This is a genomic window from Microbacterium enclense, assembly GCF_001456955.1.
Lineage (GTDB): Bacteria > Actinomycetota > Actinomycetes > Actinomycetales > Microbacteriaceae > Microbacterium > Microbacterium enclense.
Genome location: NZ_KQ758475.1, coordinates 114734 through 140853, shown reverse-complemented (window position 1 = coordinate 140853; position 26120 = coordinate 114734). Strand labels below are relative to the sequence as shown.

Annotated in this window: 21 protein-coding genes; 9 read left to right on the top strand and 12 right to left on the bottom strand. The window is 72.9% G+C overall.

Annotation, left to right across the window (positions count from 1 at the left end; genetic code table 11):
- Positions 1-128 precede the first annotated feature (128 nt).
- The gene (locus AS029_RS15645) at positions 129-716 is read left to right on the top strand and encodes a hypothetical protein (RefSeq protein WP_058233514.1); all 588 of its coding nucleotides are present in this window, start codon (positions 129-131) and stop codon (positions 714-716) included.
- Between the two features lie 21 nt (positions 717-737).
- Complete coding sequence (locus AS029_RS15640; RefSeq protein ID WP_058233513.1) at positions 738-1337, top strand: Asp23/Gls24 family envelope stress response protein; 600 nt, start codon at positions 738-740, stop codon at positions 1335-1337.
- Between the two features lie 45 nt (positions 1338-1382).
- Here the strand turns inward: AS029_RS15640 and AS029_RS15635 are convergent, their stop codons facing one another.
- On the bottom strand, positions 1383-2012 hold the full coding sequence (locus AS029_RS15635; RefSeq protein WP_058233512.1) for a DUF1345 domain-containing protein: 630 nt from the start codon (positions 2010-2012) through the stop codon (positions 1383-1385).
- A gap of 50 nt (positions 2013-2062) precedes the next feature.
- Positions 2063-3073, bottom strand: coding sequence for a helix-turn-helix transcriptional regulator (locus AS029_RS15630; RefSeq protein WP_058233511.1), 1011 nt, complete (start codon positions 3071-3073; stop codon positions 2063-2065).
- 66 nt (positions 3074-3139) lie between these two features.
- Between AS029_RS15630 and AS029_RS15625 the strand changes: the two genes are divergently transcribed.
- On the top strand, positions 3140-3724 hold the full coding sequence (locus AS029_RS15625) for a zinc-binding dehydrogenase (protein WP_228375973.1): 585 nt from the start codon (positions 3140-3142) through the stop codon (positions 3722-3724).
- Positions 3679-4059 (top strand): MDR/zinc-dependent alcohol dehydrogenase-like family protein, encoded by a 381-nt coding sequence (locus AS029_RS15620; protein ID WP_228375972.1) that lies wholly within the window; start codon positions 3679-3681, stop codon positions 4057-4059. Before AS029_RS15625 ends, AS029_RS15620 begins: the two co-directional genes overlap by 46 nt.
- Before the next feature lie 77 nt (positions 4060-4136).
- Here the strand turns inward: AS029_RS15620 and AS029_RS15615 are convergent, their stop codons facing one another.
- Positions 4137-5261 carry a S1 family peptidase gene (locus AS029_RS15615; protein WP_228375971.1) on the bottom strand — a complete coding sequence of 375 codons (1125 nt, stop codon included), beginning with the start codon at positions 5259-5261 and terminating at the stop codon, positions 4137-4139.
- 223 nt (positions 5262-5484) lie between these two features.
- On the opposite strand from AS029_RS15615, the gene AS029_RS15610 reads away from it, so the two are divergent.
- Complete coding sequence (locus AS029_RS15610; protein ID WP_058233509.1) at positions 5485-9219, top strand: aldehyde dehydrogenase family protein; 3735 nt, start codon at positions 5485-5487, stop codon at positions 9217-9219.
- A gap of 218 nt (positions 9220-9437) precedes the next feature.
- Positions 9438-10949, top strand: a complete 1512-nt coding sequence (gene arfA / locus AS029_RS15605; protein ID WP_058233508.1) for an arabinosylfuranosidase ArfA — start codon at positions 9438-9440, stop codon at positions 10947-10949.
- 165 nt (positions 10950-11114) lie between these two features.
- Here the strand turns inward: arfA and AS029_RS15600 are convergent, their stop codons facing one another.
- The 8 genes from AS029_RS15600 to AS029_RS15565 all read right to left on the bottom strand — a co-directional run bounded on the left by AS029_RS15600 (position 11115) and on the right by AS029_RS15565 (position 20726).
- Positions 11115-11696 carry a 1,2-dihydroxy-3-keto-5-methylthiopentene dioxygenase gene (locus AS029_RS15600; RefSeq protein WP_058233507.1) on the bottom strand — a complete coding sequence of 194 codons (582 nt, stop codon included), beginning with the start codon at positions 11694-11696 and terminating at the stop codon, positions 11115-11117.
- Positions 11697-11742: 46 nt separating this feature from the next.
- A complete protein-coding gene (mtnB, locus tag AS029_RS15595; protein WP_058233506.1) occupies positions 11743-12378 on the bottom strand; it encodes a methylthioribulose 1-phosphate dehydratase in 636 nt (211 codons plus the stop codon).
- A complete protein-coding gene (mtnC, locus tag AS029_RS17070) occupies positions 12375-14258 on the bottom strand; it encodes an acireductone synthase (protein ID WP_167345289.1) in 1884 nt (627 codons plus the stop codon). The genes mtnB and mtnC overlap by 4 nt, the downstream gene beginning before the upstream one ends.
- Positions 14255-15991, bottom strand: a complete 1737-nt coding sequence (locus AS029_RS15585; RefSeq protein ID WP_058233505.1) for an FGGY-family carbohydrate kinase — start codon at positions 15989-15991, stop codon at positions 14255-14257. Before AS029_RS15585 ends, mtnC begins: the two co-directional genes overlap by 4 nt.
- Complete coding sequence (locus tag AS029_RS15580; protein ID WP_074615970.1) at positions 15988-17100, bottom strand: ABC transporter permease; 1113 nt, start codon at positions 17098-17100, stop codon at positions 15988-15990. The genes AS029_RS15585 and AS029_RS15580 overlap by 4 nt, the downstream gene beginning before the upstream one ends.
- Positions 17097-18101, bottom strand: coding sequence for an ABC transporter permease (locus AS029_RS15575; protein WP_058233504.1), 1005 nt, complete (start codon positions 18099-18101; stop codon positions 17097-17099). Before AS029_RS15575 ends, AS029_RS15580 begins: the two co-directional genes overlap by 4 nt.
- Before the next feature lie 67 nt (positions 18102-18168).
- Positions 18169-19716: a sugar ABC transporter ATP-binding protein gene (locus AS029_RS15570; protein ID WP_217630079.1), complete on the bottom strand. Its 1548-nt coding sequence runs from the start codon at positions 19714-19716 to the stop codon at positions 18169-18171.
- On the bottom strand, positions 19713-20726 hold the full coding sequence (locus AS029_RS15565; RefSeq protein WP_082642348.1) for a sugar ABC transporter substrate-binding protein: 1014 nt from the start codon (positions 20724-20726) through the stop codon (positions 19713-19715). Before AS029_RS15565 ends, AS029_RS15570 begins: the two co-directional genes overlap by 4 nt.
- A gap of 204 nt (positions 20727-20930) precedes the next feature.
- Here AS029_RS15565 and AS029_RS15560 point away from each other — a divergent pair, with 204 nt between their 5' ends.
- From AS029_RS15560 to rocD, 3 genes are all read left to right on the top strand, one after another.
- Positions 20931-21893: a carbohydrate kinase family protein gene (locus tag AS029_RS15560; RefSeq protein ID WP_058233503.1), complete on the top strand. Its 963-nt coding sequence runs from the start codon at positions 20931-20933 to the stop codon at positions 21891-21893.
- A gap of 454 nt (positions 21894-22347) precedes the next feature.
- Entirely contained in the window at positions 22348-23244 is an 897-nt protein-coding gene (gene ddaH / locus AS029_RS15555; protein WP_058233502.1) for a dimethylargininase, read from the top strand.
- Positions 23241-24458, top strand: coding sequence for an ornithine--oxo-acid transaminase (rocD, locus tag AS029_RS15550; RefSeq protein ID WP_058233501.1), 1218 nt, complete (start codon positions 23241-23243; stop codon positions 24456-24458). The genes ddaH and rocD overlap by 4 nt, the downstream gene beginning before the upstream one ends.
- Positions 24459-24574: 116 nt before the next feature.
- Here the strand turns inward: rocD and AS029_RS15545 are convergent, their stop codons facing one another.
- Positions 24575-26110, bottom strand: a complete 1536-nt coding sequence (locus AS029_RS15545; RefSeq protein WP_058233500.1) for a molybdopterin-dependent oxidoreductase — start codon at positions 26108-26110, stop codon at positions 24575-24577.
- Between the last annotated feature and the right edge of the window lie 10 nt (positions 26111-26120).

The window sequence follows — 26120 nt, the reverse complement described above, 5'->3', positions numbered from 1 at the left end:
CCGGTGGGTATCCCCGTCGATGAGGCCCAGTTGCGCCGCATCGTCGAGGAGGAGATCACCGCCTACAAGCTGACGCCCGCCGTCCGCACCCGCGTGCGCGTCGAGCGTCCCGACACCAAGGAGTCCCGATGAATGCGACGCGTCGCGGTCTGAACCGCTTCGTCCTCTTCCTCGTCGCCGTCGTGCTGCTGGGCCTGGCGACCCTCGCCCTGCTGGTCGGGCTCGTCCCCGGCGGCGCCGACACCTGGACCACCGTCATGGGCGGGTTCCAGGGCTGGCTCGAATCCCTCGGCCGGGAGTCCGCCGGGTGGGGTGCGGTCGCCGCGATCGTGGTGATCGCGATCGTCCTCATCGTCATCGCCTCCGCCGCCGTGCGCGGTCGCCGGCAGGCCGCGCTGCAGTCCACCGGCAGCGCGAATGCCGAAGGCCGCATCACCGTCACCGACGGGTTCGCGTCCGAGGCGCTGAAGAACGCCCTCGCCGAACGCGACGAGATTCTCTCCTCCCGCATCACCGCCGGCGAGGTGGGCCGCGAGTCGGTGCTGCACGTCGCCGTCACCCCGCGGCAGAACACCTCCCCCCGCGAGGTCGCCGCGCACGTCGACACCCTCGTCACCAACCTCGCCGCTCTCACCGGCCAGAACCTGCGCGCCTACATCTCCATCCACAGCGGCCTGCGCGCCAAACTCGCCCGCGAGAACACCCGCGTGCACTGACACCCCCACGAGGAGACGTCAATGACAAGTCAGACCCCGGCTACGGCCACCTTGATCCCTGACGAGACGGCCGAGGCCGTCGCAGCCGCCGTCGCGGCCGTCGACGGCGTTCACGCGCTCGGACGCTCCGTCGAACGCGCCTCCAACGCCGTGCGCGAGCGCGTCGGGCTGACCCGCGTCGTCCCGGGGGTGAAGGTGGAGGCGGATCGCGGCGGATCGGCACGCGTCGCCGTGTCCATCGTCGTCGACTACCCCCACAAGCTGCACGAGGTCTCGGCTGCGGTTCGCGAGGCCTCCAAGAGTGCGCTCGGGGTGGCCGGCGTCGAGCACGTCGACGTCGACGTGCGGGTGACCGACGTGTGGGGCCCGTTCGACACCGAGCCCGTCGCCGGCGACGAGGCGAGCGACGGGGCACCGTCGACCGCTGCGGTCGACACGGATGTCACGCATGACCCCGCATCGGCATCGGCATCGACCTCCGCCGCCGACGCTGAGCGCCCGGCATCCGGGTCCGCGAACGCGGATCGCGCCGACGAACGGGTCGCGGACGCTCTCACGGATGTCGCCGGGGCGATCGCGCACGCGGCCGAAGACGTGCGCGCCCGCCGTCGAAGCGAGTGATCGCCAGTCGGATGAGCGTCCGGAGTCCGCAGTGGGCAGCGGCCCTCACCCACCCTGGGTGAGGCCGGTGATCAGGTTGATGGCGACCGCGACCACGAAGGTGCCGAAGAAGTACGACAGCAGAGCGTGGCCCAGGGCGATGCGGCGTGACGGCGTCGACGACTGGGTGACGTTGCTCGCGCTGTAGGCCATCCCGATCAAGAACGCCGTGTAGACGAAATCGCTGTAGGCCGGGTCTTCGTCCTGGTCGAAGTCGAACCGGTGCCGGTCGTCGAGGTAGTACATCCGGGCGTATTTGAAGGCGAAGACGGTGTTCACGAGCGCCCACGCCGCCACGACGCCGACGACGGCGAGGATCGCGGCGACCGATCCGACCACATCCTGCTGCTGACTGCGGATCAGGGCGAAGACGACGAGCACGACGCTGAACAGGGTCGCCGCGATGATGAGCGTGTCGACCAGTCGACGCGAGCGTTCCTCGTGACGCGCGAGGGCCCGGGTGCGCTCACTGTCGGCTGGCCAGGCTCGTGACCAGGCCCACGTCAGGAAGACTCCGGCGGCGATCACCCAACCCAGCAGCAGTGACAGATCCGGGATGCCGAGCAGCGCGGCGACCACCGCTGCCCCTGCGCCCACGGCAGCGCCGACACCGGCTTTCACAGCGAGGTGCGACATGACGTTCCCTTTCCTCGATGGTGTGTTCCGTCTCTCGGTCGCCGCAGCGCTCAGCCGGTGCAGGTGCGAGGGACCGGCACGTACAGGCCCGCCCGCTCGGCACGGACGGCCGCGAGCGCGCGCGAGGTGGCATCCAGCTTGAACAGGATGTGCTCGAGATGAGCGGCGACCGTGCGAGGAGACACCGTGAGCGCGCGCGCGATCTCGAGGTTGGAGCACCCCTCGATGACGTGCCCCAGGACCTCGAGCTCCCGCGGTGTCAGACCGCGCAGGTGCGGCGCGCGCGAGATCACGACGACTCCGCACGCCACGGCCTCCAGGTCGCTCTCGCAGACCAGGACGGTGACGCGCAGGTACTCGTCCGGCGCCTGGGGCGTGCCCCGGGGCCAGAGGAACGTGGCGTAATCCGGCCCCTCGTGGAGTGCGTCGCGGGCCGTTTCGACGAGGTCGGAGTCGGCGGCGAGGAGCGGGTCGTCGGACAGGCCCGGGAGGCGAGCGACGCCGTGGTCGGGGAGGAGCACCGCTCCCGCGGTGGCACGGCCGATGAAGACCGCGGATGCGGCGAGCGATCGGAGCGGGTCGATGCCGGACGCGACCTGGGGGACCAGGCGCGCGAAGCGGCGCCGGAGCGCCGGGTCGGGCGGGTCCGCTCGTCGGAACAGCACCGTCATGAAGCCGACGTGCCGACCCCCCGACGCGAACAACGCCGCCGACAGTGCCTCGTTGAACCCCGCGGGAAGGAGGCACTCGGCCCAAGTGCGGAGGTCGCGCGAGGAGGAGGGCAGGTCGGAGAGGCTGGTAGGCGGTCGATGCCGATCGGCGCCGGTCAATGCGATGTCGTGCGCCATCTGCGGGCCGCTCAGATAGCGCACGCTCGAACCGTCGAGGTCGGTGCTCGCCAACGAGGTGTACCCCGCGCCGTCCGGTTCGGCCAGCGCCATCCAGGCGCCGTCGAACGGGATCTGGCGCTGCAGTTCGTCGAGCATCGCCTGTGCCCGCTCGTGAACGGGGCGGGGGCTCGCCGCGATCTCGGCGAGCTGCGCTGAGCCGCTTCCTGTCACTGCTCGACCGCTCCTCTCACCTCGGTCGTCGGAGCATCCGCCCCGACCGCCACCGAGATGGCCGGGGTGAAGCCGGGGGATCAGACGGTCGTCTACGGTGCCGGCCCGGTCGGATTGATGGCGGCGCTGTCGGCGACCATCAAGGGCGCGAGCAAGGTGATGGTCGTGGATCGGCATCCGGATCGCCTGCGTCTGGCCGAGTCGATCGGCGCGATCGCCATCGACGACTCGAAGGTCGACCCCGTCGAGGCCGTGCTCGAGCAGACGATGGGGCTCGGCGCCGACAACGGTTGCGAGTGCGTCGGCTATCAGGCGCACGATCCCGGCGGCGACGAGCAGCCGAACGTCACGCTCAACCGGCTCGTGCAGTCGGTGCGCTTCACCGGACGCATCGGCACCGTCGGGGTGTTCGTGCCGCAAGACCCCGGGGCCTCCGACGAGCTGGCGAAGCAGGGGCGGATCGCCTTCGACATCGGACTGCACTGGTTCAAGGGACAGACCATGGGCACGGGGCAGGCGCCGGTGAAGAAGTACAACCGGCAGCTGCGCGATCTGATCGCCGCGGGAAAGGCCACGCCGTCGTTCATCGTCAGCCATGAACTGGGATGGAGGCGCATCACGACGGCCCCGATTTCGCCTACGACCAGCTGAAGCAGCAGCTGAGGCTGCAGACCGACCGGCCGACGGCCGTGCGTGAGGCGATCTTCGCGGCGCGCAAGGGCGGGAGCCTGTTCGTGCTCGGAGTCTTCGGCGGGTTCGTCGACAAGTTCCCGCTGGGAGCGGTCATGAACAAGGGCCTCACCCTGAGATCGGCGCAGCAGCACGGGCACCGGTACATCCCGATGCTGCTCGAGCGGATGGAGCGGGACGAGCTCGTCACCGAGCATCTCGCCACCCACGTCATGTCGCTCGATGAGGGACCCGAGGGGTACGCGATGTTCAAGAAGAAGACCGACGGGTGCGTGCGGGCGGTTCTTTGGCCCTGACCGGCGTCTCCACCCACGCCGGAAGCCCCGACCGCGCACGGCGGCCGGGGCTTCGGGTACCCGGGGGGAGGGTGGGATCAGCTGGTGAGAAGGCGCAGGCCGTAGGTCTGCAGGATCTCGTTGACGGGCTGGAAGTAGGTCGTGCCGCCCGAGGTGCAGTCGCCGGAGCCGCCGGAGGTGACGCCCTGCGCCTGGTTGCCGGCGAGCAGCGAGCCGCCCGAGTCGCCGGGCTCGGCGCAGACGTTGGTGCGGATCAGGCCCGACACCGACCCCTGCGGGTAGCGCACGGTGGAGTTGTAACCCTGGATCTGGCCGCAGTGCCAGCCGGTCGTGGAGCCCGAGCGGCAGACGGTCGCGCCCACCGCGGCCTGCGTGGAGCCCTTCACGGCGACGGTGCCGCCGGAGTAGTCCATGACCTGCCCGACGGGGGTGTGGTCGGGGGTGGCGACCCAGGCGTAGTCGTTACCGGGGAACGACGACCCGCGGAAGGTGCCGTAGTTCGTGCTGTCGCCCGTGACGCCGCAGTGGCCGGCGGTGACGAAGCCGCCCTGCACGGCGAAACCGACGGAGCACCGGCTGGCGTTGTTGATGAAGTACGACATGCCGCCTCGGATGGTGGCGAACGTGTCGGGTGCTTCGACGCCGGTCTGCAGGCGCACCGCGTCGGTCGGCGCGCCGAGCGAGGCGACGAAGTCGGTCGCCGACTGCTCGCCGCCGGCGACGACATCGACGACGACGTCGTTGGCCTCGACGTCGATCCACCACGAGGGGATCGTGTCGGGGACGGGGCTCGCGGCGATCTGGGCGACGATGGCCTCGAGGTCGGTCAGCGAGTACTCGGCGGCGACCGGTACGGCGCCGGCGTCGGCGGCCGCGTCCAGAGCCGCCTCGGTGGTGGCGGCGGCGTAGACGGTCTGCGTGGACTCGTCGACCCACGTGCCGGCGAAGGCGTCGCCGGTGGCGCCTTCGACGTCGTCGGCCGTGTCGGCCGCGTCGGCCTGGAAACGCAGGACCTCCTGCGCGCCCGACACGTCGGTGCCGAGGTCGGCCGCCATCGCCGCGAGCCGCTGCGCGTCGACGCCGTCGACGGCCGCGTCGGGGGATGACGTGGGTGTCTGCGCCAGCGCGGGGGCGGTGGCGGCGGTGGTCAGGAACAGGCCGAGGGCAGCAGCGCCGACGACCGTCTTCGAGAAACGGTTCACTGTGGAGTGACCTTCCATCCAGGGGGGATAAATGGTGGGGTACCCGGGGACATACAAACACGATCGAGACGAAAAGCGAAGAAGTTCCGGCAAATTGATGGTCGCGGTGCAAAAATTGTCGGCCATTCGGGGGACACCGTGAGCTCGTGGGCGCCGCAACCGATCCTGCGGTTGCGCGGCGGGCCGCCGAGGTCGCGCGCGGGCGGTGCTTAGGCTGACGGGCATGAGCCCGAACGACCCTCGCGCCACCGGTCCAGCGCTCTCCTCCGACCTGGCCTCGCGGGCCGCGGCGACGGCGCGGACGTTCTCACCGCGCACCGACGACGCCGCGACCCCGCGCCGCGGCATCCTGCCGACGGATCCGGATGCCGCGGCCTTCGTCGCCCGCGTGTGCGACGGCGTCGTGCGGCCCGAGAGTCAGACCGCGGCGGCCGCGGCCCTGCACCGTCTCGCGGCCGACATCCCTTCGACGCTTCCCTGGTTCGTGCGGGGAGCGCTGCAGATCGGCGCCGCCGTGGCGCCGGTCCTGCCCGCGCCGGCCGTGCCCCTCGCACGCCGCGCGCTGCGCGACCTCCTCGGTCAGCTCGCCCTCGATGCCCGCCCCGAGCGACTCGCCGTCGACCTCGCCGCCGCCGCCGAGGCCGGGACGGTCTTCGACGTGCGCCTCGTCGGCCCCGCGGTGCTCGGTGAGACGGCCGCGCGACGCCGTGTCGACGGCATCCGCTCCCTCGTCTCGCGAGACGACGTCGAGCGCGTGTCGTTCGCTCTCTCCGACGTGGTGTCGCCGCGCAGTCGATGGGCGTTCGCCGCCGACGTGGAGCATGCCGCCGAGCGCGTGCTGCCGGTGTTCCTGGCCGCCGTGGACGCCGGAACCCACGTGACCCTGCTCGCCGCCGGCCGCGACGACCTGGATGCCACGGTGGCGGTGCTGACCCGGGTGCTCGAGGAGCCGCGCCTTGCCGAGGCCGCCGCCGGCATCGCTCTGCCCGTCGCGGTGCCCGAGACGCTCGACGCCGTGCGCGAGCTCGCTGCGTGGGCCGCCATCCGCGTTGCCCAGGGCGGTGCGCGGGTCACCCTGCGACTCGGCGACGAGGTCGTCGACTCCACCGACGTGGTCGCGGCGGCGCGGCACGGGTGGACTCCGCCGGCGGTCGCGACCCGCGACGAGGTCGACGGCGCCCTCGTGCGAACCGTCCGCGAGGCCCTCGCCCCGCGCGGCCAGGAGGGGCTCGTCGTCGAACTCGCGTCGGCCGATCCGGAACGGGCCGCCCTCGCGCTCGCCCTCGCCGACGAGATGGATGCCACCGTGCGTCTGGCGCTGCCGCGCGCGACCCCCTGGGTGCCCGATGCCGCGTTTGTGACCGTCACCGCCGCCGCCCATCCCGACGATCTGGACGCCGTGGCCGGCCGCCTCGCGACCGCCTACGCCACCGCGGTCGCCGCCGCCGCCCTGGGGCCGGAGATCCCCGCCGCCCCCGCCCTGGGGGCGGACATCCCCGCCGACCTCGTCGACCCGGCGGAGGACGAGGTCGAGGGCGCCGCGCATCCCGAGACGGACGCGGTGACGGCGCGAGCCCGCCGGGCGTTGACGGTTGCCGACGAGCCCGCCCCGACCGCGCGCGCCGCGCAGCGCGGCGGCGATGACGAACCGGCGATCCTGCGCGAGCGCGCCTCCGACGACGCGGCCGACGCGGGTCTCACGCAGGCGGTGCTCGGCATCGCGCGCGAGGCCGCGGCATCCGGTGACACCTCCTCGCTCGGGCCCGACGTGCAGCAGATGCTGTTCGGCGGGCAGGCGTTCGTCGACACCGCCGTGTTCTCGACCCGCGAGAGCACCGAGCCGGCGGGCGGCGCCCCGGGGTTCCGCAACACCGCCGACACCGACCCCACGGTCGCCGACGACCGCGCGTGGGCCGCCGAGGTGCTCGAGCGCCTGGCCGAATCGACCGCGGGCGACGCCACCGCCGCGGCCGGACGCATCGACGACGAAGCGGGCCTCGACGCCGCCGTGCAGCGCGTGCGCACGGCCGCCGAGCCCTGGGCGGCGCTTCCCGCGGCCGATCGCGCGGCCGTGCTGCAGAGCGCGGCGCGCGCGCTCGCCGCGCGGCGGGCGGAGCTGGTGGAGGTGCTCGCCGCCGAAGCCGGGGCGCTGTTCGCCGAGGCCGACGCGGAGGTGAGTCAGGCGGTGGACGCCGCCGCCTACTACGCCGTGACGGCGAAGGAGCTCGACCGGGTGCCGGGGGCCGTATTCGTCCCCGACCGGGTGAGCGTCGTCGCCCCGCGCTGGAACGCCTCGGTCGGCCTGTGCGCGGCCGAGACGCTCGCGGCGCTCGCCGCCGGATCGGGCGTGCTGCTGACGCCGTCGCCCCGCGCCCGGCGCGCGGGAGCCGTCGTCGCCGAGGCGCTGTGGGCCGCGGGCGTGCCCCGCGACCTGCTCGTCTACGTCGATCTGAACGAAGACGCCTCGGGCCGTGCGCTCATCGTGCACCCGGACGTCGACCGCGTGCTGCTCGCCGGCGCCCGCGCGACCGCGGAACGCTTCGCCGGCTGGCGTCCGGCGCTGCCGATGCAGGCGCTCACGGCGGGTCGGAACGCCGCGATCGTCGCCCCATCGGCCGATATCGACGCAGCCGTCGCCGACATCGTCGCCGGCGCCTTCGCGCGCGCCGGGCAGGCCGCGACCGCGGTGTCGCTCGTCATCCTGGTGGGGGCGGTCTCCCGATCGACGCCGTTCCTCGATCAGCTCGCCGACGCCGTCTCGTCGCTGCGTGTCGGGCCCGCCGACGACCCGCTGAGCGACATCGGCCCACTCGTCGAAGAACCGGCGGGCGAGGTGCGCCGCGCCCTCACCGTGCTGGGCGAGGGGGAGCGCTGGCTCGTGGAGCCGCGCGAACTCGACCTCGGCGCCGACACGGCCGGACGTTTCTGGTCGCCCGGCGTGCGCACGGGCGTCACCGCCGGCTCTCACCTGACCCGGGCCGCCGTGGCCGCGCCCGTGCTCGGCATCCTGCACGCCCCCACCGTCACCCGCGCGATCGAGCTGCAGAACGCCATCGGCTCCGGCTTCGTCGCGGGCCTGCACACGCGCGACGTCGGCGATCTCGAGCTGTGGCTCGACACGGCCGAGGCCGCGGTGCTGCGCGTCAACCGTCCCTCGACCGGCGGCGTCGTGCAGCGCGAGCCCCTCGGCGGGTGGGGCGAGGCGTCGGTGGGCGCGGGCGCGATGTCGGGCGGGCCGCACCGGCTCGTCACCCTCGGCTCGTGGCGTCCGTCGTCGGGTGGGGCGTCGTCGTCGACGCTGCACCTGCGCGGGCTCGACAGCCGCATCACCGCGCTCATCGAGGCCGCGCAGCCCACGCTGTCGTACGAGGCGTTCGAATGGCTGCGCCGCGGCGCCCTGTCGGATGCGGTGTCGTGGGATCGCGAGTTCGGCCGCGTCACCGACGTCTCGCGCCTCGGCGTCGAGCGCAACCTCCGGCGGTACCGGCCGGCGGACGTCGCCATCCGCGCGACCGGTGACGCCTCGTGGCACGCGGTGCTGCGCGTGCTCGTCGCGGCGGTGCGGTCGGGCTCGACCTTCAGCCTCAGCACGCCCGTGGGACTCCCCGCACCGGTGCGTCATCTGCTCGGCGAGTCCGACATCGCCGTGTCGGTCGAGACCGACGAGGAATGGCTGCAGCGGCTGGCGGGCGGATTCCCGGATGCCGCTGAGGGCGACGCCCCGGTCGCCTCGGCGCGGCCGGATCGCATCCGCCTCGTGGGCCCGGCCGAGACGGTCGCGACGCAGCGCCGGGCGGTCGCCGAGACCGTCGGGGCCGACGTGTCGCTGACCGTCTACGCCGACGAGGTCACCACCGCGGGGCGTCTCGAGCTGCTGCCGTTCCTGCGGGAGCAGGCGGTGTCGATCGGCGCTCACCGCTACGGCCTTCCCGACCCCTGGTCGGCCGCGGTGATCTGACGGCGCCGCTGCGCGGTGCGCTGCGGTGCGCCGCGGTGCTGCCGTGCGCCAAGTGTGGCGCCGCTGCCGCGCGCGGCTGCTTCGTGCCGCGGTACCGCAGGCGTCTCGCGCGAGCCGCGGCGAGCGGGCGACCGACACCGCCCCCGGGGGCCCGCGTTTCGAAAACGTTTAGCGAACCGGACGGACGCGGGTACGGTCGAGGCGGAAAAGGAGCACCGATGACCGCTGCCCGACTCACCGTCGACCCCCGATCCGCCATCGGCCCCGTGCGCCGCCGCCTCTTCGGCGGGTTCGTCGAGCACCTCGGCCGGCACGTCTACGACGGCATCTACGAACCCGGCCACCCCGCCGCCGACGACCAGGGCTTCCGCGGCGACGTGCTCGAGCTGGTGCGCGAGCTCGGCGTCTCGACCATCCGCTACCCGGGCGGCAACTTCGTCTCGGGTTTCCGCTGGGAGGACAGCGTCGGTCCACGCCAGCAGCGCCCCCGGCGCCTCGACCTCGCCTGGCACTCGACCGAGACCAACGAGGTGGGGCTGCACGAGTTCGCCGACTGGCTCGACAAGGCCGGCAGCGACCTCATGCTCGCCGTCAACCTCGGCACCCGCGGCACGCTCGAAGCCATCGACCTGCTCGAGTACGCCAACGTCCCGGGCGGCTCGACGCTGTCGCAGCGGCGGATCGACAACGGACGCGCGGCACCGTTCGACGTGCGCGTCTGGTGCCTGGGCAACGAGATGGACGGCCCCTGGCAGCTCGGTCACCGCTCGGCCGACGACTACGGCGAGCTCGCCGCCCGTACCGCGAAGGGCATGCGGCAGCTCGACCCCTCGATCGAGCTCGTCGTCTGCGGGTCGTCGGGTGCGAACATGCCGACGTTCGGCCACTGGGAGCGCGTGGTGCTCGAGCACACCTACGACGACGTCGACATGATCTCGTGCCACGCCTACTACCAGGAGCGCGACGGCGACATCGACTCGTTCCTCGCCTCGGCCGTCGACATGGATCGCTTCATCGAGGCGGTCGTCGCCACCGCCGACCACGTGGGCGCCGCCCGCGGCAGCAGCAAACGCATCGACATCTCGTTCGACGAGTGGAACGTCTGGTACATCGACCGGGTGGCATCCGTGAAGCCCACCGCGATCGACGACTGGCCCGTCGCGCCGCGTCTGCTCGAAGACGTGTACTCGGTTCTGGATGCCGTCGTCTTCGGCGGTCTGCTCATCTCGCTGCTGAAGCACGCCGATCGGGTGGCATCCGCGTCGCTCGCGCAACTCGTCAACGTGATCGCGCCGATCATGACGGAGCCCGGCGGACCCGCCTGGCGGCAGACGACCTTCTTCCCGTTCGCGATCACCTCCCGGCTCGCGCGGGGGACGGCCGTGCGCGTGCCGATCGAGGCGCCCACGATCGCCACGGCGGTCTACGGCGAGGTATCGGCCGTGGATGCCGTGGCCACCCACGACGCCGACAGCGGTGCGACCGCGATCTTCGCCGTGCACCGCGGGCGCGACGAGCCGGTCGAGCTCATGATCGACGTCAGCGGCCTCGGCGAGGTGGAGGTCGTCGAGTCGCACCTGCTCCATGACGACGACCCGTCGGCGCAGAACACGCTCGACGACCACGATCGCGTGCGCCCCGGAACGGTGCCGACGCGGCTCGTCGACGGCATCCTGCACGTGACTCTCCCGCCCGTCGCGTGGGCCGCCGTGGCTCTGCGGCGTCGCTGAGGGATGCCGCGCATAATCTCAGCGATTCGCGCGAGGTCAGTTCTTCCACCGGAATGTCGGCTGAGGATGTGCACATCGCGGAGGTTATGCGCGCGGCGCCGCGACACGCGGAACGCCCGCCCCGTGGCATCCGTGATGCCTACGAGGACGGGCGCCCGGCGGTGATCAGGCCAGCTGCGCGCGACGCTCGGCGAGCTGGTCGAACGTCGCGAACGACTCGGCGATGGGGCTGCCGGTGAAGTGGCCCACCCAGCCGTCGTCGTCGTGGAAGAAGCGCACGCTGACGTAGTGCGGGGCGGTGCCCATGTCGAACCAGTGCGTGGTGTTCGCCGGCACCGAGATGAGGTCGCCCGCCTCGCAGTACACCGCGTGCACCTTCTCGTTCGCGTGCAGGTAGAACACGCCCGCACCCTTGGCGAAGTAGCGGTCCTCGTCGTCGTCGTGCGCGTGCTCCGAGAGGAACTTCTCGCGGAACGGCGTCTTCAGCTCGTCGTAGTCGCTCTGCGCGGGGTCGAGGGCGACGACGTCGACGAGGGTGTAGCCCTCGCGCTCCTTCACCGCGCCGATCTCGTCGGCGTAGAGGGCGAGCACCTCGTCCTGCGAGGCGCCGGTGGGGACGTCCTTGACCTCCCAGCGCGAGAAGCGGGCGCCGAGCTCGGCGAGGGCCTCGCGGATCTCGCTCTCTTCGGTGGTCTCGAGCACGGGCGTGCTCGGGTCGGTTTCCTTCCAGACGGTCAGCAGGGTCATGGCCGCTCCTTTCGTGGGGTGTTCTCGGTGGGTGGATGCCGTGGGCTCAGCGGGTCGCGACGGCGAAGCGCAGCAGCCATTCGGTGATCTCGAGGTGGCGCCGGGCGGCGGCGACGTCGTTGCCCCAGGCGTACATGCCGTGATTCGCCACGATCAGGGCCGGCACCTCGGGGACGTCGGCGGTGGCGGGGCGGTACACCTCGTCGAACCAGCCGGCCTCGACCGTCATGTCCTGGTGGTTGCGGATGACGGGGATCGTCACGGTCTCGTCGTCGGCGAGGTGGCCGATGCCCTTGAGCATCTCCATGTCGCGGATCTCGACGCCGCCCGGCCACCGGTGTCCGGCGACGACGGCGTCGAAGGCGTGCACGTGGAACACGGCGTTCGCGCCGGTGCGCGCGGCGATGTGGGCGTGCAGGCCCGACTCGGCCGACGGCGGGCGGGGATCGTCGGGATCGATCGCGTGACCGGCCGCGTCGATGAGCACGACGTCGGCGTCGGTGAGCAGCGACTTGTCGAGGCCCGAGGCGGTCACGGCGAGCACGAGCGGGTCGCGGTCGACCACGACCGACAGGTTGCCCGAGGTGCCGCGCATCCACCCGTAGCCCGAGAAACGTGTCGCCTCTGCGGAGAGCGCCGCCCCGGCCGCGCGCACGGCCTCGCGAGAGGGGAGCGTGGTCATCGGGTCACCTCGATCTCGTCGAAGGATGCCACGGCGGGCGCGGCGAAGTCGGCTCCGGCCCACGGCTCGCCCGCGCGGTCGAGGGCGACGACCTGCCAGCCGGCGGCGAGGGCGGCGGAGACCTCGTCGGGGTGGTCGGTGAGGAAGAGGGCGCGGTCGGGGGCGACGCCGAGGGCGGCGGCGATCTTGTCGAACGACGCGCTCTCTTTCTTGGGCCCGGCCTTGACCGTGTCGAAGAAGTCCTCGACGAGCGGGGTCAGATCGCCCTGCGGGGCGTGACGGAACCACGGCACCTGCGAGGCGACCGAACCCGAGGAGTAAACGGCGAGACGGATGCCGTCCTCGTGCCACGCGTGCAGACGCGGGGGGACGTCGTCGAAGAACTGCGAGTGGATCTCGCCCGCGGCGAAGCCCTCGGCCCAGATGATGCCCTGCAGGGTCTTCAGCGGCGTCGACTTCACGTCTTTCGCCATGAGTCCGCGCAGCGCCTCGGCGATCTCGGCGTCGGAGGCGTCGGCATCCAGTCCCGTCTCGGCGATCGCGTCGGCGCGGGCGGCGCGCACGGTGTCGTCGTCGCGGCCGAGCACCTCGTCGAGGCGCGGGCGGGCGTAGTCGTAGAGGTCGCCGAGGATGAAGCCCGCGGCCGAGGTGGTGCCCTCGATGTCGAGCACGACGACGTCGGCGGTGGCGGTGGCGGTCACGTGGTGTTCTCTTTCGTGGGGGTCGGGCGTCGAAGCTTCCCGGTGAGTTGCGGCCTGTGTCCGCGATTCCGCATCCGGCGCGGTCGCTTCCCGCGAGTCATCGGGGTGGGTGGGGGAGGCGTCGGCGTTGCGGTGAGTTGCGGCCTGTGTCCGCGATTCCGCATCCGGCGCGGTCGCTTCCCGCACCTCAGCGGAGTGGGGCGACGGGCTCGGGGAGGAGGAGGGAGGCGGGAAGACGGATGCCACGGCGGCGGCGGCCAGGCGGGAGTGCTCGACCACGACGTCGTCCGACGCCCCGGCGATGTGCGGGGTGAGGGTGACGTTCGGCAGGCGCAGCAGCTCGTCGTCGGACGACAGCGGCTCGTCGTGGAAGACGTCGAAGCCGGCGCCGGCGATGCGCCCCTCGCGCAGCACCGCGAGCAGCGCGTCGCGGTCGACGAGGGCGGCGCGGCCGGCGTTGACGAGGTAGGCGTCGGGGCGCAGCAGCGCGAGCTCGCGCGCGGCGATCAGCCCGGTGGTCTCGGGGGTGAGCGGAACGTGCAGGGTGACGATGTCGCTGGTGGCGAGCAGGTCGTCGAGCTCGAGGTGCTGCACGTCGTCGCCGAGGGCACCCGGGGCGAGGAACGGGTCGTACACGGCGATGCGCATGCCGAAGCCCTGCGCGCGGCGCACCACGCGTCGTCCGACCGCGCCGCCGCCGACCACGCCCAACTGTCGTCCCGACAGGCCGATGCCGCGGAAGCGCGCGTACGGCTCGAAGACGTCGTCGCCGCTCCAGTTGCCCGCGCGCAGCCATGCCGAGGCGGCGGGCACGTGTCGCACGGTCGCGAGCAGCAGCGCGAGGGTGAAATCAGCGGTGACATCGGCGTTGCGGCCCGGCGTCGTGCGCACCTCGACGCCTCGCGCGGCGCACGCCGCCAGGTCGACGTTGGCGGGGTTGGCACGGCAGGCCACGACGAGCGACAGGCGAGGAGCCGCCGCGAGGGCGTCGTCGTCGATGCGGTCGAGCTCGGCGATCACGACGTCGGCCTCGGCCAGGGCGGCGGCGAACACGGGGTCGGCGGCGGCGCGGGCGCCGAGCGACTGCCCGGTCTCGGCCTCGGATGCCGTGACGACCTCGCCCGGGAGCTCGGCGGCGATGCGCGGATCGAAGGGCGCGGTGATGACGATGCGGGTCACGCGGAGGTCCTCTCGGGGGCGGGGACGTCGAGGGAGGGGGCGTCGAGGTGCGCGGCGGGGGCCGCGGCGGCGGTGCGCTCGACGTCGGCGCGTGCGGCGGCGGGCGGTTCCGAGACGTCGGCGCGTGCGGCGGCGGGCGGTTCCGAGTCGTCGGCGGCGGGGGCGGCGGCGGCGACCTGCGGGGTGTGGGCGACGGCGGCCGTCTCGCCCGTGCCGGCCGGGGGAGCCGCCGCGGCGAGACGCCCGAGCGACCGGAGCGCGGGCCATTCCGGCCGCAGCGCCGCCCGCACGCGCGCGAACACCTCGCGCGCCGCCGCGAGGGCGGGCGAGGGGCGAGGGGTGAACTCGACGCTGTCGGCGGGGAACACCCGCACGGCGGTCTCGAGGTCGTCGGCGAGGCCGGCGGCGACCAGGGCGACGGTCGCGGCCCCGCGCGCCCCGACCTCGGGGTCGGCGGTGCGCACGATCGTGCGCCCCGACACATCGGCCAGCAGCTGGCACAGCAAGTCGCTGCGCGCGCCGCCGCCGCACACGGGCACGCGGTCGGCGGCATCCAGCAGGTCGAGGCACTCGGCGACCGAGAACGCCAGGCCCTCGAAGACGCTCCGCAGCAGCTGGGCGGGGGTGGTCGTGACGTTCATGCCGACCCACGACGCCGAGGCCGCGGCATCCACGAACGGGGCGCGCTCGCCGCTGGGCGAGCCGTAGGGCAGGTAGATGACTCCGCCGCTGCCGTCGGGCGCCGTGCGCGCGAGGCGTTCGAGCTCGGTCCAGCTGCGGTCGGCGAGGCCGAGGGTGCCTCGCACCCAGTCGAGGTTGGGCGTGCCGACCATCGACGACAGGGCTTCGAGCACCTGGGTGCCGCGGCCGGTGGGGATGAGGATGCCGATCCCGCTGTCGGCCGCCGCGCGGTCGACGCGGTTGACGGCCACGGTCGCGGTCGTGCCGAGCACCACCCAGCCGTCCTGGTCGGCGAGCGCGCCGAGACCCACGGGGCAGGCGGCGGAGTCGACGAGGCCGATGGCGACGGGCACGCCGGCGCGGAGGCCGAGCTCGGCGGCGGCATCGTCGGTGAGGGTGCCGCCGCGCTCGTGCGGGGCGCGGACGGGCGGCAGCAGATGCGCGAAGCGGCGGTGGTCGAGCGCGTCGATCATCTCGTCGGAGTACGCGAGGGTCGCCGGATCGAGGTACGTGCGCGACGCCTCGGAGGGATCGGTCGCGACCTCGCCGGCGAGGCGGTGACGCACCGAGTCCTTGCAGTTGAGGTGGTGAGCCGCGCGGGCGAGCACGTCGGGCTCGGTCTCGGCGAAGCCGTCGAGCAGCACGGGGAGGGTGCCGGGGAAGCTGGCCGATCCGGTGGCGGCGATCACCGCGGCATCCCGTCCGTCGCGCTGCCAGGCGGTCACGCGGTCGGCGTTCCGGCCGTCGAGCCACAGGGCGGCGGGACGCACCGGCCGCCCCTCGGCGTCGACGAGCCACGCACCGTCGCCCTGCCCGGTCACACCGATCGCGACGACGTCGGGGGCCGTGCTGCGCGCCTGCGACAGCGCCTGGCGCACGGCGCCGACGACAGCCTCCCAGACGAGGTCGATGTCGCTCTCGGCACCGCCGTCGGGGGTGCGCACGACCGCGACCGACCGGTGCCCGGCGGCGAGCGTCTCGCCCTCGAGCGAGTACAGCACGGCCTTGACGGCGGTGGTGCCGGCGTCGATGCCGAGGACGGCGGGGGTCACGCCGTGCCGCCCGGGGTGGTGTCGCCGGTGCGCGGGGCGGCTGCGGCGTCCGGGGCGACCGCGCCCGTCCCGGCGGCGCCCGGTCGGGCCGCCGCGACAGCGGGCTTGCGCTCCGCCGCCGCCCGCGCGCGCTGCGCGACGGTGTACGCCAGCACGAGGGCGACCAGCAGCACCACGCCCTGCACCGCGGCCTTCACGTTGAAGTCGAGCCCGAGCAGGTCGAGGCCGTTCGCCAGCACGCCGAGGAACAGCACACCCACGACGGTACCGGGCACGTTGGGCCGCGAGCGCGGGTGCATCGACGCGCCGATGAACACCGCGGCAATGGCATCCAACAGGTAGCTGAAGCCCGCGAGCGGGGTGTACAGCCGCAGCGACGCGCTGAGCAGGATGCCGCCCGCCGCGCACAGCACGCCCGCGCCGACGTAGACGAGCACCCGGATGCGACGGGTGCGCAGCCCCGCGACGACGGCCGCGCGATCCTGCAGGCCCATGGCCTGGATGCGCACGCCCGCGGGGGTGCGGTGCAGCAGGATGCCGATGCCCACGGCCGCGACCGCGGCGATGATGACCGGGATGCCGACTCCGAGCACGTCGCCCGAGCCGAGGAAGGTGAAGCCCTCGGGAGCCGCGCGGAAGCTGACGCTCGCGCCGCCGTTCGTACCGATCTGCTGGGCGCTGCGCCCGATGAAGAACGTGCCGAGGGTGGCGAGGAAGGGCGTGACGCCGAGCCCCACGATGAGGAAGGCGTTGAGCGCCCCGATCAGCGCGCCGCCGAGCAGGCCCAGCAGCACGGCGACGGGCCACGGCATCCCGAACGACATCATCGACACGATCGCGAACCACGCGCCGAAGTCGACGGCGACGGCGGCGGAGAGGTCGATGCCGCCGGACGACACCACGACGGTGAGGGCGAGGGCGACCAGCAGCAGGATCGCGACGCCGTCGAGCACGTTGAGCAGGTTCGTCGGGCGAAGGAACGCGTCGCTCGCGAACGAGAAGAACACGATGAGCAGCGCGAAGGCGGCGACGAAGCCGTAGCGGGTGACGGTGGCCGCGGCGGAACCGGCGACGCCCGACCAGCGGGTGCGGGTGGCGGTGGTGCTCACGCGCGGGCCTCCTCGCTCTTGCGGGCGGCCGCGGCGGCCACGACGAGCAGGATCAGCACGCCCTTGAAGCCGTCGACCCAGGCGTTGGCGACGCGCGAGAGGATGAGGCCGTTCGACAGCAGCGCCACGAAGAGCGCGCCCAGCACGGACCCTGCGACGGTCACGGTGCCGCGCCGAGTGAAGGCGGCGCCGAGGAACGTCGCCAGCACCATGTCGACCATGAGGCGCTCGTCGATGCCCGGGCTGCTGCCCGAGCCGCGGGCGATGAGCAGCAGCGCGCTGAGACCGGCGACGACCCCCGCGATGACGAACGTCGACATGATGTAGCGCTGGGCCGGGATGCCGGCGAAGATCGCGGCATCCCGGTTTCCGCCGACCGCCTGCAGGCGTCGGCCGTAGGGGGTGCGGGCCATGACGAACACGAGCACCGCGGCGACGATCAGCATGAGGACCGCAGCGAGCGGGATGCCCGCGACGCGCGTGTCGCGCACGGCCACGATCAGCGGGTCGGCGACGTCGATGCGACGGTTGCCGCTGACCACGCGCGTGATGCCGACGACCGCGACGTACACCGCGAGGGTCGCGAGGATCGACGACAGTCCGACCCAGCCGACGAGGATGGCGTTGAGCAGCCCGAAGACGGTGGTGACCAGGATGCCGAGGGCGAAGGCGACCGCGAAGGGCGTGCCGTACGTGGTCAGCTGATCGCTGACGATCGCGGTGGCCAGGGCGGCGGTCGCGGGGATCGACAGGTCGATGCCCCCGACCACGACGTCGTCGCCGCCGCCGATCACGACGATGGCGAGGCCCATCGCCACCAGCGCCACCGGTGCCGCCTGGGTGAGGCTGGCGGTGACGTTGGCGACGCCGAGGAAGCCCTTCGCCGTGACGGCGAGGTAGACGGTCATCGCGAGGACGACGAGCAGCGGGCCGCGCCGGGCCAGCAGGCTCCGCACGCGCGGGGCGAGCGCGGTGCGCTCGGGGGCGGCGAGGGTGCTCACGCGGCATCCCCTTCGGTCGATCGGGAGGGCGCTCCGCCGGCGCCGGGGCCGATGGTGACGAGGGTGCTCACGCGGCATCCCCTTCGGTTCGAGGGTCGGCGGTGCTGCCGGTGACCAGCGCACTGAGGTGCTCGAGGGTCAGGCCGTCGGTCGGCACCTCGTGCGCCACGCGTCCGCGCTCCAGCACCACGATGCGGTCGCTGAGTCCGAGCACCTCGGCCGGGTCGGTCGAGACGACGACGACGGCGGTTCCGGATGCCGCGAGCTCGGCCAGCAGGCGATAGATCTCCTGCTTCGCGCCGATGTCGACGCCGACCGTCGGCTCGTCGAGCACGATGACGCGGGCGCCGGCGGCGAGGCTGCGGCCCAGCACGACCTTCTGCTGATTGCCGCCGCTGAGCAGACGCGTCTGCACGCCGGTGTCGCGCGGGCGGATGTCGAGGCGCTCCGCCAGCTCCGACGCGCGGTCGCGGGACGCCGCGTCGTCGAGGAGTCCCGCGCGGGTGCCCTCGGCGAGCGTCGACAGCGTGAGGTTGCGCTGGGTCGAGAAGTCGAGCACGACGCCGTCGTGACGCCGGTCACGCGGCACGAGCACGACACCCGCCTCGAGGGCCGCGGCGGGGCTCGACGGGCGGAAGCGGCGGCCCGAGAGCGACAGGTCGCCCGTGTGACGGTGCAGGCCCACCAGGGCCTCGGCCAGCTCGGAGGCGCCGGAGCCGAGCAGCCCGGTGACGCCGAGGATCTCGCCGGGGCGCACGTCGAGGTCGACACCGTGCACGACCGCCCCGACGCGCAGGCCGCGGCCGCGCAGCACCGGTTCGGCCGTGGTGGCGGGGCGGCGGGCGGGGTAGAGGTCGTCGATCTCGCGCCCGATCATCAGGCGGATCATCTCGCGGCCGCTGTCGGCGTCGACGGAGTCGATGCGTCCGACGTCGAGACCGCCGCGCAGGACCGTCACCCGGTCGCAGATGCGGGTGACCTCGCCGAGGTAGTGCGAGATGTACAGGCTCGCGATGCCGCGGTCGCGCAGGCGCCCGATGATGCCGAGCAGCTGCTCCGCCTCGGCGCTGGCGAGCGGGGCGGTGGGCTCGTCGAAGACGATGAGGCGCGCGTCGTCGTCGACGAGCGCCCGGGCCACCTGCACGAGCTTGCGCTCGGCGGGCCCGAGGTCGCGCACGAGACGGGTCGGCGAGAGCCGGATGCCGAGCACGTCGTGCAGCACCTCGGTCACCCGGGTCTTCATGCGGCGTCCTCGCAGCACGCCGCCCGCGCTCTGCTCGTTGCCGAGCCAGACGTTCTCGGCGACCGTCATGTCGGGCACGAGCTGGAGTTCCTGGTGCACGAAGCGGATGCCGGCCGCGTGCGCATCGGCGGGTGTCAGCGTGCCGGCATCCGTGCCGCCGATGACCACCGAGCCCGCATCGCGCGCATAGATGCCCGCGAGGATCTTGATGAGCGTGGACTTGCCCGCGCCGTTCTCGCCGACGAGGCCGTGCACCTCGCCCGGGCGCACGTCGATCGAGGCGCCCCGCAGAGCCGGGACGCCCGCGAACGCCTTCGTGACGCCGGTCATGTGCAGGACCGGCGTCACGAAGGAGGAGGAGCTGTTCGTCACTGGGTGTAGCCCAGCTCCTTCGAGACCTTCTTCGCCTCGTCGGGACCGGCGACCGGGATGGTGTCGACGTAGCTGACCTTCTCGACCTCTTCGCCGAGGAAGTACTTGCCCACGTTGTCGGCCGAGATGGTCGCGATCTTGCGCGGCAGCTGGGCGATGTTGCCGACGAACGGGCTGCCCGGCTCGCTCATGATCTCGAGCGTGTCGGGGCCGGCGTCGAAGGCGGTGACCTTCACGTCGGTGCGGCCCGAGTCCTCGATCGCCTGCACGACGCCGATGGCGGGCTGGTCCCAGCACGCGACGTGGATGTCCTGGATGGTGCCGACGGGGTACTTCTCGAGCAGCGCGAGCGTCTGCTGACGGGCGTCGTCGGGGGCGTTGGCGAACTGCTCGGCGAGCTCGGGCTCGATGAGCTTGATGTTCGGGTAGTTCGTCGCGAGCTCGTTCTTCCACGCGTCGTAGCGCTCGCCGCAGAACGACAGGCTCGAGCCGAACGCGTTGAACACGGCGATGCTGCCCTCGCCGCCGAGCGCGTCGCCGGTGATCTTGCCCAGGGCCGTGCCGCCCACCTCGTTGTCGGACTGCGCGTTGTTGACGGCCCACTCCGAGGCGTGGTCCACGCCGAAGACGGGGATGCCGGCGTCGTGCAGCTGCTGCAGCTTCGGGTCGACCGAGGCGTCGCCGAGGATTGTGATGACGGCGTCGACGTTCTGAGCGAGGAAGATGTCGTGGTTCTGCGCGTGCAGGGTGTTGTCGCGGTTGCCGTCGGTGGTGAGCACGGTGCCGCCGAGCTTCTCGACCTCGTCGACCGCACCCTGGAAGGCCTCGCGGTCCCAGAAGTGCTGCGTGCCGACGACGGCGACGCCGATCGTCTTGCCCGCGAGCGGCTGGCTGGCGTCGACGCCCTCGCCGTTCGGGGCGGAGGACTCGGACGAGACGGTCGTGCAACCGGCGAGGGCCAGGCCCGCCGCCACGACGATCGCCGGAAGGGCGAAGAGGGACTTTCTCACGGTGGGCTCCTGTGGGGCCGTTGGGCGCTCGCGTCGGTGCGCGCGTCGCCGCGGATGCTGTGTGGGGTGCCGCCGGGAAGCGGCCCCCTCAGCGTAGGGAGTGCCTCGGACAACGTTCGACCCGACCGTCACACGATGACATGAAAGCGGCGGCGCTCCCGCTGTCAGTAAGATGCGCCCGTTCCGCCCCGCACGAGGAGACCCATGCCCGCGACCACCACCCGCCGCGTCGTCACCGCCGGCCTTCACGTCGCCGACGTGCTCGGCCGCTACGTCGACGCCATCCCTCCCGGGCAGGGACTCGCGCTGCTCGACGAGATCCGTCTGACCGTCGCCGGCACGGCCGCCGCCACCGCCGTCGACCTCGCGCGACTCGGCGTCCCGGTCGCGACGGTGGGCGCGGTCGGCGACGACGCGCTGGGTGCGTTCCTGCGCTCGACGATGGCGGGAGAGGGCGTCGACATCGACGGTCTCGTGGTGCGGCCCGAGCGGCCGACCTCGGCGACGATGCTGCCGATCCGCCGCGACGGCAGCCGGCCGGCGCTGCACGTCATCGGCTCGAACGCGGCGATCCGGCCCGACGATCTGGCATCCATCGACTTCAGCGACGTGGCGGTGCTGCACCTCGGCGGCACGTGCCTGCTTCCGGGCATCGACGGTGCCCCGAGCGTCGAGCTGCTGCGTCGGGCCCGCGCGGCCGGGGTCGTCACGACCATGGACTTCATCCCCACCGGCGCAGCCGCCGACCGCGAGGCGGTGCTGCCGTGCCTGCCGTACGTCGACTACCTCTTCCCGAGCGAGGAGGACGCCCTGTCGTTCGCGGGCGCGACGACGCTGAGCGAGGCGATCACGTTCTACCTGGCTGCCGGGGTCTCGACCCTCGTCATCACCCGCGGCGCGGCCGGCGTCAGCGTCAGCACGCGCGCCGGCCGCGACATGCGGCTTCCGGCATACGCCGTCGACGTCGTCGACACGACCGGCTGCGGCGACGCCTTCAGCGCCGGGTTCATCTGGGGCCTGGTCGACGGGCTCAGCACGGCGGAGTGCGCGGAGCGGGGGCTGGCGTGCGGCAGCCTCGTCGCCACGGGGCTGGGATCGGACGCGGGCCTGTACTCCGCGGCCGACGTCGTCCGGTTGCGGGCGGAGGGCGTGCGCGGGGCCTTCTGACGCGGCATCCGGTGTCGGCTCGCGCAGGGTCGGTTCGCGCAACCTGTGCACATCGCGGAGGTTGTGCGGCGCGTGCCCGTCCGCCCGTCGCCGTGCAGAAGGTCAGTGATTCGCGCACCCTCCGTCGGGTCGGGGTGGATGCCGCTGAGGTTGTGCACATCGCGGAGGTTGTGCGGCGCGTGCCCGTCCGCCCGTCGCCGTGCAGAAGGTCAGTGATTCGCGCACCCTCCGTCGGGTCGGGGTGGATGCCGCTGAGGTTGTGCACATCGCGGAGGTTGTGCACCGCGAAACCGCACCGCGCCGCGCCACGCGCGCTCGCTCGCGCGCGCGTGCGAGAATGATCGCGGCGTGCTCGGACCGACCTTTCCCCGCACGGTGTCACGGCACCGACGGGTTCGAAGGGCCACCGGGCCCCAGGACAGCGTCCGCCGCACCTTTCCTCCGAGGAGCAGAGATGTCCGCTACCCCCACCGCCACGCCCGCATCCGACGTGGCCTCCGCGACGAGCACCGAGCGCGTGCAGCAGCACCGCCGCTACCTGATGTGTCGCCCCGAGCACTTCACGGTGAGCTACAGCATCAACCCGTGGATGGAGCCCTCGCGCCCCACCGACACGAACCTGGCGCTGCAGCAGTGGCAGGCCCTCTACGACACGTACACCGAGCTCGGTCACGACATCGAGCTCATCGACCCGGTCGAGGGCCTGCCCGACATGGTCTACACCGCCAACGGCGGATTCGTCATCGACGGTGTGGCGTACGGGCCGAAGTTCCGCTTCCGCGAGCGCGCCGCCGAGGCACCCGCGTTCATCGACTGGTTCGCCGCCAACGGCTTCGAGGTCGCCGAGCCCGTCGAGGTCAACGAGGGCGAGGGCGACTTCCTGCTCGTGGGCGACACGATCCTGGCCGGCACGGGCTTCCGCTCGACCGGTGACAGCCACCGCGAGGTGGGCGAGGTGTTCTCGCGCGAGGTCGTCTCGCTGACGCTCATCGACCCGCGGTTCTACCACCTCGACACTGCGATCGCCGTGCTCGATCCGGTCGAGGGTCCCGGCGGCGTCGACAAGGCCAACATCGCCTACCTGCCGAACGCGTTCGACGAGCGCAGCCAGGCGATCCTGCGCGAGCGGTACCCGGATGCCATCCGCGTCTCCGACAGCGACGGCGCCGTCTTCGGACTCAATTCCGCCAGCGACGGCAAGAACGTCATCATCTCGCCCCGCGCCGTCGGGTTCGAGGCGCAGCTGCGCGAACGCGGCTACACGCCGGTGAAGGTCGACCTGTCCGAGCTGCTGCTCGGCGGCGGCGGCATCAAGTGCTGCACCCTCGAACTGCGAGGGGGATCCCGATGAGCACCACTCTCGACGACCTCGGCGCCCGTCTGATCGCCGATGAGGGCGCCCACGTCGCGCACAACTACCACCCGCTGCCCGTCGTCGTCTCGCGCGCCGAGGGCGTGTGGGTCACCGACGTCGAGGGCAAGCGCTACCTCGACCTGCTGTCGGCGTACTCGGCGCTGAACTTCGGTCACGGTCACCCCGCGATCGTCGCCGCCGCCCGCGAGCAGCTCGACCGCCTGACGCTCACGAGTCGGGCGTACCACAACGACCGCCTCGGCCCCTTCGCCACCGCGCTGTCGCAACTGTGCGGCAAAGACCTCGTGCTGCCGATGAACACCGGCGCCGAGGCCGTCGAGACCGGCATCAAGGTTGCGCGCGCCTGGGGCTACCGCACGAAGGGCATCACCCCCGACGCGGCGACCATCATCGTCGCGAACGGCAACTTCCACGGCCGCACCACCACGATCGTCGGCTTCAGCGACGACCCCACGGCGCACGACGACTTCGGCCCGTACGCTCCGGGCTTCGTGCACGTGCCGTACGGAGACGCGGATGCCATCGCCGCGGCGATCGACGAGAACACCGCCGCCGTGCTGCTCGAGCCCATCCAGGGCGAGGCTGGCGTCGTGCTTCCGCCGGAGGGGTTCCTGCAGCGGGTGCGCAAGCTCTGCACCGAGCGCAACGTGCTGTTCATCGCCGACGAGATCCAGTCGGGCCTCGGACGCGTGGGTGAGACGTTCGCGTGCGATCGCGAGGGTGTCGTGCCCGACGTCTACCTGCTCGGCAAGGCGCTGGGCGGTGGCATCCTGCCCCTGTCGGCGGTCGTCGCGAACGAGGACGTGCTCGGCGTCATCCGCCCGGGCGAGCACGGCTCGACGTTCGGCGGAAACCCGCTGGCCGCCGCGGTGGGGCTCCGCGTCGTCGAGATGCTGGCATCCGGAGAATTCCAGACCCGCGCCAAGGCGCTCGGTGCGCACCTGGAGCCGGCGCTGCGCGCGCTCATCGGCCACGGCGTGACCGGCGTGCGCATCGCGGGCCTGTGGGCCGGCGTCGACATCGACCCCGCGTACGGCACGGGCCGCGAGGTCGCCGAGAAGCTGCTGTCGCGCGGCGTGCTCGTGAAGGACACGCACGGCCAGACCATCCGCATCGCGCCGCCGCTGACGATCCGCGCGACCGAGCTCGACTGGGCGGTCGAGCAGCTCAAGCACGTTCTGTCGGCCTGACACCCCACGCGCTCCGCGCCCGACGCCCCGCGCGCTCCGCGCCCGACCCGCGTGAGGGGTCATTTTCTGTCGCCGAGGACGCTCGGAAGCGACAAAAAATGACCCCTCACGCGCGCTCAGGCGACTGTCACCCGCACTTCCGGCCAGCCCGTCGCTCCGTCGGGGGCGGGTGGGGTGCGGGCCTCGGTCTGCGTCTCGCCGGCGGTGGAGGTCGCGCGGCAGCGCAGAGTGTGCTCGCCCGCCGTCGCCTGCCACGGGATGCTCCACTGCACCCACGTGTCGGCCGAGATGGCGGTGGCGAGTGTCGCGGGCTGCCACGGCCCGTCGTCGATCTGCACCTCGACGCCGGAGACGCCGACGTGCGTCTGCCAGGCGACGCCCGCGATGACGGCGTCGCCCGCCGCGACGCGTGCGCCGGCACGGGGGACGTCGATGCGCGACTGCAGCTTCACCGGGCCGCGCTCCGACCAGCCGCGCGGCGTCCAGTACCCCTCGGCCCGGTCGAAGCGCGTGACCTCGAGTTCGGTCACCCACTTCGTCGCCGAGACGTAGCCGTAGAGCCCCGGCACGACCATGCGCACCGGGAAGCCGTGCTCGATCGGCAGCGGTTCGCCGTTCATTCCGATGGCCAGCAGCGCATCGCGGTCGTCGGTCAGCGCCTCGAGGGGCGAGGATGCCGTGAACCCGTCGATGGAGTGCGAGAGCACCATGTCGGCCTCGGCGGTGGGGCGTGCCCGCGCGAGGATGTCGCGCAGCGGAACGCCGAGCCAGCGCGCGGTGCCGACGAGATCGCCGCCGACGCCGTTCGACACGCACACGAGGGTGGCGACCGTCTCCTGCTGCGGCAGGGCGACGAGGTCGTCCCAGCGCAGCACGACCTCCTGCTCGACGAGCCCGTGCACGCGCAGCGACCACGTGGCCGGGTCGACCTGCGGCACGACGAGGGCGGTGTCGATGCGATAGAAGTCGGCGGCGGGCGTGATCACGGGCGACAGTCCGTCGATGCCGAGTTCGGCTGCGGCCGGTACGTCGACGGTGGTCGCCGGGGCCGGCAGGCGCAGCGCCGCCCGCACGGCGCTCACCGCGCGCGCACCGCTGCTCAGGGCGACCGACCCCAGCGCCGCCAGCGCGCCCGCCATCACGGCGACGCCCGACAGGGCGAGCACGCCGCGTCGGGTGAGGCCGGTGTCGGCCGGCGCGAGCGTCGACGGCCGGCGGAGGCGACGCAGCAGCAGCGCGGTCACGATCGCCGCGACGCCGCCCGCGACGATCGACGGCACGGGCGACAGGGTGCCCGCGTCGGCGCGGGTCATCGCGACGACGGCTCCGACGACTCCGAGCCCGACGAGCACGACCCGACCCCACGGCGGGCGGCGCCACTCCAGCAGCCCGGCCAGCCCGGCCACCACGAGCAGCAGCACGGCGATGCCGACGAGCAGCGCCGCCTTGTCGCCGGTGCCGAAGAGGTCGATGGCGAGGTTCTTCGCCCACGCAGGCGCGATGTCGATCATGCCGCCGCCGATGACGGAGAAGGGGCTGGCGGAGGGAGCGACGATCGCCGCGACGAGCTCGCCCAGCCCCGCGCCGAGCACGGTCGCCCCGATGGCGGCGGCAGCGGGGATGCCGCGGGAGAAGGACGTCGAGCGGGTCACGATCGGAGCT